General features: G+C 65.2%; 5 protein-coding genes and 1 pseudogene. 3 read left to right on the top strand and 3 right to left on the bottom strand.

The window, feature by feature from the left end; translation table 11 throughout:
• Nucleotides 1-425 (top strand): annotated as a pseudogene (locus IEY78_RS01865) (IS5 family transposase); the annotation flags it as partial.
• A gap of 209 nt (nucleotides 426-634) precedes the next feature.
• On the opposite strand, the gene IEY78_RS01860 reads toward IEY78_RS01865, so the two are convergent.
• Nucleotides 635-1,147, bottom strand: a complete 513-nt coding sequence (locus tag IEY78_RS01860; RefSeq protein WP_229699643.1) for a 2OG-Fe(II) oxygenase — start codon at nucleotides 1,145-1,147, stop codon at nucleotides 635-637.
• Here IEY78_RS01860 and IEY78_RS34115 point away from each other — a divergent pair.
• Together IEY78_RS34115 and IEY78_RS01855 are read left to right on the top strand one after the other, a co-directional pair.
• A complete protein-coding gene (locus tag IEY78_RS34115) occupies nucleotides 1,092-1,406 on the top strand; it encodes a hypothetical protein (RefSeq protein WP_229699644.1) in 315 nt (104 codons plus the stop codon). The two genes, IEY78_RS01860 and IEY78_RS34115, sit on opposite strands and share 56 nt — an antisense overlap.
• A gap of 528 nt (nucleotides 1,407-1,934) precedes the next feature.
• Nucleotides 1,935-2,261 carry a hypothetical protein gene (locus tag IEY78_RS01855; protein ID WP_189095700.1) on the top strand — a complete coding sequence of 109 codons (327 nt, stop codon included), beginning with the start codon at nucleotides 1,935-1,937 and terminating at the stop codon, nucleotides 2,259-2,261.
• 2,008 nt (nucleotides 2,262-4,269) lie between these two features.
• Here IEY78_RS01855 and IEY78_RS01845 read toward each other — a convergent pair.
• Nucleotides 4,270-5,709: an alpha/beta fold hydrolase gene (locus IEY78_RS01845; RefSeq protein WP_229699629.1), complete on the bottom strand. Its 1,440-nt coding sequence runs from the start codon at nucleotides 5,707-5,709 to the stop codon at nucleotides 4,270-4,272.
• 455 nt (nucleotides 5,710-6,164) lie between these two features.
• Nucleotides 6,165-6,515 (bottom strand): DUF4333 domain-containing protein, encoded by a 351-nt coding sequence (locus tag IEY78_RS01840; protein WP_189095697.1) that lies wholly within the window; start codon nucleotides 6,513-6,515, stop codon nucleotides 6,165-6,167.
• Nucleotides 6,516-6,567 lie beyond the last annotated feature (52 nt).

The raw sequence follows: 6,567 nt of genomic DNA, 5'->3' as shown, positions 1-6,567 counted from the left end.
TCCAGGATGCACATCCTGTCGGACGCGAACGGACTGCCCTTGGTCGTCGGCGTCTCGGCGGGGAACACCCACGACAGCCAAGGGCTGAAGCCGATGGTCGAGGGTCACCAAACGAGACACGACCCTCACCGCGGCCGCTACTTCAAACCCGCGAGCGCCTGCATGCCGACAAGGCGTATGACAGACCCGACCTGCGGAAATGGCTGCGTGGTAGGCGGATTGGAGTGCGGATCGCCCGCAAGGGCATCGAGTCCAGCGAACGCTTAGGGCGGCGTAGATGGGTGATCGAGCGCGCCATGTCGTGGCTGTCGGGCTACCGCAGACTCAGCCCCCGCTACGAACGCGGCCACCGCAACTACCTGGCCTTTCTCGGACTCGCCGCCGCCATCTGCTGCTACAAGCGATACGTCCGCCTCACCACATAGGACACGGTCTAAGGGCTGTCCCGGATGGCCTCCGGGACGTGAGCGCCCGCTCGTCGGCACACCCAGTGGTCACCGAGGAGCAGGCTCAGTACGCGGGGAGAGACGAACGCCTCCAACATCGCGAAATAGCGATGTTGGAGGCGTTCGCGCGTCGGGGCGCAAAGCTGTGGCCTTGCGACGCGCAAAGGCCAGTCCTCAACTTCCCGGGCTTAGCGTCCGGGATGTTCGTGTCGGCGCGGTAATTCAGCGGGGGTTGGGGAGTTCTGGGCGGCACAGCCAGCCGTTGACAGCGAAGCGGCTGTCCGCGGGCTCCTTGGTCGGGCAGCTGACCTTCCGCACCTCGTGCCAGGCGGAGGGCGGAAGAACACGATGCTGTCGTGTTCGGGCTCCCAGTCCCGCCAGGTACGGTCCTCCCAGGACGCGACGCCCTCGGTGTGCACCGGCAGGACCACGTCGAACACTCTCAGATTCCCGCCCTGAAAAGGGCGGGGTGTGCGATGCAGGTAGTACACGAACGTGAGCAAGCGCTGTGCGGCCGGCCCGGGACCTGTGTCCTGATGCGGTAGATAGAAGTCGCCGTCGTTGTGCACATTGAGGCCATAACTGGGCTCGGTGCCCTCACAGGACACTCCCAGCGTCTGCTCGACTGCCTCCCGTACGTCCTCAATGGCCGACAGCAGCTCAGGCACCGCGAAGTCACCATCCGACCGCGACCTGCGCATCGCCGGGTCCACCTCCCGATTGACGCGAACCGTGGAAGGCGGCAAAGCACCCGAAGCGGAAGTGATGGCGCGCTCCAACAGGGCGCCGGACGCTCGTTCGCCCAGGAAATTGGAGATGCGGCACACCGTCACCGGCAACCGCCACAGCGCATCCATGGACACCAGCGACGGTGCTTCCGACGCCTCAACAGTGATATCCGACCGTGCCATGGTCGCCTCGGATGTCATGCTGCCTACCCTCAACACTCAGAATCGGTGAACCGCCCTCACAGCCGGCCCACGCAAGGGAAAACGGAATGGATGGCGCCGCCGATGCCCCACCCAAGGCGTCATGGCGAACCAAGAACCACGCCCGACCAGAAGCACCCTGACGTCCTTCGGGATGTCCGGTGGCCGTGCCTCCCAGAAACTCCCCCGACCAAATGTCCGCGCTATCACAGCAGACACGTCATGCCATCACGGTGACGCGGCCAATGATCGGCTGGCCCCTCGCCATATCGACAACGACCGATCTAGCGGGACGTTACTCCAACGTGAGCTGTTTTCCCCGCGGGCAGCTCAGCCGACCGGTGCATGCCCCAAGGGCGGTGCGGTCGCATCCATTGGGGGTGACTTTCCGTCCTGGCACTGTCAGCCACATACCGAACAGCCCATCGACGCCTCCTCCACCATCCGCCATTGAGCAGAACAGGTGAAGAGACGGAGCCATTCGCACCCTGCTTCTTCGCTGCTCGTTCTGGGTCTGTGGTCTCATCGACAGGACCGCATTGCTGACCATGGAGGAACAATGCTCAGGCAGGCCGCCTATATCGTAGCTGCGGCGAGCGGGCTCGTGCTCGCGGACGCAGGCTTGGCCATTGCCGACTCGGGCGCCCACCACGCCGGTAACGTTCACCATGTCCAGGTGAACTCCAACAACCTCGACCAAGAGTCTCACAAGGTGTACATGGACTCCCACGACATTGCTCAAAACAGCAGCACCAGGACGTGTGCCATCGCCACCGGGTCACTGGCACCGAACTCATGTGGCAGCGCGAATGTCTACCACCCCGTCATCTTCGGCGACGTGCTCGGGGCAGTACTCTCCCCCGGCGCCGCCACGCCCCTTCTGTAGAGGACGCTGCCCCTGAGCCTGGGTAACTCCTCCTAGGCCCCAGTGCTGAGGTCCGGAGGTCCGCAGTCCACCGACTGCGGACCTCCGGACCTGCCCGGCCACCACCTACCACGCATTTCGCCGCCATTCCGAGCACGAGATGCGTAGCGACGTTGCCTATATGCCGGTCGCGGCGGCGAACACACGAGGCCACTTCGCCAAGGTGCGCGAGATGTACGGCAACGGTGTTCCCTGCAGGTGATTACCCAGACACTGCACATGGACCGCAAGACTGTACGCAAACTCGCCCCTCTGACCCTGCCCTAATCGAACGGCGCGGTCGAAGGCTACGTCAACCGCGGTAATTCCGCAAACGCCAAGGCTACGGGCCGGCCCAATTCGACCTCCTCCGACTCCACATCCTTCTCACGCCGTGCGCGGTCATGCTCGACGAGCTCGAAACGCTGATCAGAGCTGAACCTACTGACCGCCGCCAGCCGCGAAACGCTGCGAGTTCGGCTCCCCTGCAGGAAGTCCGACGAAATGAAACTTGCCACCAGCGTTCCTGGCAGACCGTGGCAACTCTCTGGCATCGTCAACTGCGCGTCGAACGGCGAATCGCCCCTCCCCCGTCATGTGTCGTAAGCGGAACAGGTGAATTGAGAGGGCCATTCGCACCTTGAAGTTTGTCTGGTCGTTGTGAGGTCCGTGGCCTCAACACAGGCCACATCGCCGATCAAGGAGGGGAATTGCTAAGGCAAGCTGCCTACATTGTGGCTGCGGCGGGCGGGCTTGTGCTCCCGGACGCAGGCTGGGCCATTGCTGACTCGGGTGCTCACCACGCTCATGGCGTTCACCATGTCCAGGTGGACTCCCACAATATCGATCAACAGTCTCACAAGATTCACAGGGACTCTCACGACGTTACTCAGCGTCGGCGCAGCAACGTGTGTGCTATCGCCTCCGGAGCGATGGCACCGAACTCGTGTGGCAGCGCGAACTCTTACAACCCAGACCTCCTTGGCGACGTGCTCGGGGCGGTGGTCTCCCCTGGCACTCCCGGGCCCCCGGGTACCCCCGGCACCCCCGGCAGCATCGGACCCCCCGGCACCCCCGGTACCCCCGGGGCGCCAGGCGCCAAGGGAGAAGCAGGCCCCCCGGGCCCCGAGGGACCCCCCGGCCCCCCTGGTCCCTCTTGGTAGGGGGCGGATGGCCTCGACCCTGGCGGCTCGCTGCAAGGGTCTCGGTCCTGAGGTTCGAAGCTCCGCCGAGGGCTGCGGAGCTTCGAATCTGGTCAACCTTGTTGAGATTCAGCGTGGCACCGTGAGTCTGATCTGCCTCGGTTCGTGATCGCCCGAATGCTGATCGCCGTCGGACCGCTTGGCGAGCAAGTCCACATTGAGCTGCGGGACGGGAAGAGAGAGCCGTACCCCAACGATCTATCGGACGGGCAGCAGGCGTTGATCGAGTCGATGATCACGGCCTGGAAGCAGGACAGGTAGCGCGGCCGGCGACCGGGGATCCCGGCCCCGACGACCGCCTCCAGGAAGGTCGTAAACGCGATCTTCGATCAGAACCGGACGAGCCGTCAGCGGCACCTCATGTCAGCTGACTTCCTGGCCTGGTCGGAGCGATGTTCCACTGCTTCTGACTGTGACGTGAGGGGGCTGGATCAGCGGATCCAGGCCCCCCTGTGCTGCCAGATGCGGGAGAAGGCCCGCCGATTAGAGGACGCTTCTCTCGTGATGATCACGCCCAGTCGGCCCGCGCCGCGGCGGGGGTCCTGAGGACCACGATGGGCGGGATGCGACCAAGACGCTTTCTTGCCCCGCCCATTGCGTTAGCGGCCGGCGCCGAAGTCAGCCTGACTGAGGACAAGCGACTCATTGGATCAGCACCGCCCCAACGCCCCGGAATGTCCAAGTTCATTGGATGCCTGCGGCGCCTGTTGTCATTCATTCGTTCGTTTATCGACAGGCGCGGCGCGGGGTAGACCTCACACCTTGAGGCGCCGTGCTCGTCGTGGGGGTTAGCGTCCGGTCCGGTTGGCCTGGGACATGTAGGCCACTACCTTGCGCTTGGTCTCCGGATTGTCCAGGCCGCCGCCGTGGCCTACCTTGTCGGTCCGCACTTCGATGGCCTTGTGCCCGAGCTGGCGTGCCACGCTGTTGACCCAGGTGAGAGGGGTGGCCGGGTCGAGCGTGTTGCTCAACAGCATGGTGGGGTGAGCGCTGCGCGACGTCACCGCCTTGTCCGACTTCTTGGCGGGGTGGGGTCCGGCGAGGCAGATCGACGTGTAGTTGTTGCTGTTCGTCGAGAATCCCAGGACGGGGGCCGCCTTCCGGGTGGCCGTCAGGTCGCGTCGGGCCTGGCCGACGTTCTTGACGGACAGGTCGAAGTCGGAGCAAACAATCGGATCCGCGTAAGGGTAGGTCTTCGGTATCTGGTCCTGGCCCGTTTCCTCGTCGCCGGGCATCGGGTTCTTGCCCTCCGACAGCTTCTTGAGGCCGTCGGCGGCGTCCTTGAAGCCCTTTGACGCGGTGAGCTCGAAGTACCGGGTGACCGCCACGGACGACCAAGGTGTCGTGATGAGCGAGCCGGGGATGTGCCCTTCGTCGGCCTTCTTCTGAGCCTTCCTGAATGCGGATACCACGTCCTTGCCATGGAGCGCGCAAGCCGCCTCCTCTTCGCACCACTTCTTGAATCGGTCGAAGATCGCCTCCATGCCGTGGGCCGCGCTGGTGACGAATTCCCGCCGCGACTGCGCGGGGTTCATCACTCCCTCGAGGACGGATCCGTTGACGTGGTCTCCGTACAGGCCGAGATAGCGCTCCGCGATCAGAGTGCCGTACGAGAACCCGTACACGTTGATCCGGTCCAAGTGCATGGCCTTGCGGAGGGCCTCGGCGTCCCTGGCGTTGCTGTAGGCGTCCAGATGGTGCTTCAGGCCCGCCGGGTTGGTGGTGCACGTCGACCAGAACGAGCGCTGGTTCTCCTTCAGTGCATGGAACGTCCGCCGGTCCATCGGGGGGACATAGGGAATTTTGAGCGCCTTGTCGGTTGCGCAGCTCAGCGGGCCGCTGGCCCCCACACCGCGCGGGTCGAGCGCGATCAGGTCGTAGCCGGGCAGACTCTTACGCAGTGTGGCAAAGGCAATGTCGCCCGTTTCTCCCGGACCTGACGGGAAGTTGAGGATCGTTCCCTTGGTTTTCGACGGGCCGGCAGCTTTCCAGCGGTAGGCGCGCAGAGCCACGGCTCCCGATTCCGGCTTGGCCCAGTCGACGGGAACCGTGAGCGTGCCGCACTGGACCCCGTCCGCGACCGGCATGTCCGCAGGCCGGTCGCACGTGCCCCACGCAATGGTCTCCTGTGCTTTCTGCGGCTCTGGTAGAGCAGTCGCGACTCCAGGCAGGCCGACGGCACAGACTGCGGTCGTAAGGGCGGTCAGGGCGATGGACTTGAGGATCATGTGGCGTATTCCTTTACTCATCGGGCCGCCCCTACGGTGACGGGGGCGGACAGGACGAAGCACAGCCCGGCGGGGCCGCCAGGGCGAAATGGAGACGGGTGGGAATCGGCTTGCCCGTCGACGATCCCGCCGTACCGCCCTGCCCGTCCTCGGCCTCCGGGCCGGTCCCGGGCAGCAGGCATCGGCCTGCAGGCCGACCCGCTCCCAGGCCGTCCGGCGTGTCATCACGGCCTCGCTCTGCGGGGACCTGGCCGTGGTGTGGCTGCTCGACCTGAGGGCCAACTACAACCCGCACGAAGGGTGGAGGAACGGGCTGCCCCTCGTCTCCGACCCGCTCGCCACCGCGCTGCTCTTCCCCGCCCGCCGGCCAAAGGTCCCGCGTGGTCCGAGCTGGCCACTGCCGCGCCGGATCCAGGTGGCGACGGCCAGGGGCGCGATGGGGCCATGGCCAGTCTTCACTCGGCCAGCACCGCGTAGTCGTACGAGACCTTGCTCCCGTCGACCTTGGTGACGGAGACCGCGATGTGCTGCGTCTTTCCGTCCTGGGGCGTCACCGTGCACTCGACCGTGTCCTCCTTGTACGGCCTGAGGCCTCCGACGCAGCTGACCGCCTTGGGCTTCTTCTGCACCGGTGGTACTGCGTAGTTGTCGCGGACTTGCTTCTCCACCTCTGTCCGGGACACGGTCGCCGCGGGGCCCATGGTGCTGGTCGACTCCGTGCTCAGCAGCCGAGGCACGGCCACGAATGCCAGTCCGGCCACTGCGACGGCGCCGACTGTCGCCAGGGAAACAGCGAGGTACTTCATGGTTCTCCTGAGGGATGTGCTCGCTCCGGCGGAGCTGTCCTGAGGAGAGTGG

Source organism: Streptomyces kronopolitis, from assembly GCF_014646275.1.
GTDB classification, from domain to species: Bacteria; Actinomycetota; Actinomycetes; order Streptomycetales; family Streptomycetaceae; genus Streptomyces; species Streptomyces kronopolitis.
The sequence above is the reverse complement of the archived record's forward strand: the minus strand, read 5'-3'. Positions and strand labels throughout refer to the sequence as shown.

What these genes read in the sequence shown, in the direction of transcription:
- IEY78_RS01855 (WP_189095700.1), top strand. Translation starts at nt 1,935, where the DNA reads ATGCTCAGGCAGGCCGCCTATATCGTAGCTGCGGCGAGCGGGCTCGTG.
- IEY78_RS01845 (WP_229699629.1), bottom strand. Translation starts at nt 5,709, where the DNA reads ATGATCCTCAAGTCCATCGCCCTGACCGCCCTTACGACCGCAGTCTGT.
- IEY78_RS34115 (WP_229699644.1), top strand. Translation starts at nt 1,092, where the DNA reads ATGGCCGACAGCAGCTCAGGCACCGCGAAGTCACCATCCGACCGCGAC.
- IEY78_RS01840 (WP_189095697.1), bottom strand. Translation starts at nt 6,515, where the DNA reads ATGAAGTACCTCGCTGTTTCCCTGGCGACAGTCGGCGCCGTCGCAGTG.
- IEY78_RS01860 (WP_229699643.1), bottom strand. Translation starts at nt 1,147, where the DNA reads ATGCGCAGGTCGCGGTCGGATGGTGACTTCGCGGTGCCTGAGCTGCTG.